Annotated in this window: 1 protein-coding gene; it reads left to right on the forward strand. The window is 49.3% G+C overall.

What is annotated here, in order from left to right; genetic code table 11:
• Positions 1-588, forward strand: a 588-nt coding sequence (locus R7E78_RS28605; RefSeq protein WP_318058946.1) for a DUF1800 family protein, incomplete at both ends; no start/stop codon positions are given.

Raw genomic sequence — 588 nt, forward strand, 5'->3', positions numbered from 1 at the left:
TTGTGTCGAAGTTTTTGATTCAACGATTCGTCTCTTCTAACCCAAGCCCGGAGTACGTTGCGCGAGTTGCTCGCGTATTCAACAACAACGGAAAAGGGGTAAAAGGTGATTTAAGCGCAGTGATCCGCGCGGATTTACTTGATAACGAAGCCATGGGGTTAACCAACACGCCGCCAATGAAAGTGAAAGAGCCCATTTTGGTGCTCACCAACTTCCACCGAGCCGCAGGCTTTACACTTACCGCTGCGCGCTATGACGGAGCAACAACAGTGATGAACACCGCAGAACAAGGCGCACTGCGTTCTCCTTCAGTATTTAATTTCTACTCGCCAGACTATCAACCTTCGAATGAGTTTGTGCAATCAGGCATGGTGTCACCCGAATACGAATTGCTCGATTGGTCAGTGTATACCGATCTGGTCAATTTCATGCTTAGTAGCACTCGCTCGGGTGGTGGTGATACTTATACGCTGGACTTTAGCGAACTGTATTCCCTACTCGATGATCACGCAGCTCTCGTTGAGCGTGTCGATGAACGATTCTTTGCGGGCACGGCTTCGCCTGAACTCAAAGCGCTTTTGCTAGAAG

Source organism: Vibrio sp. YT-19(2023) (genome assembly GCF_033337395.1).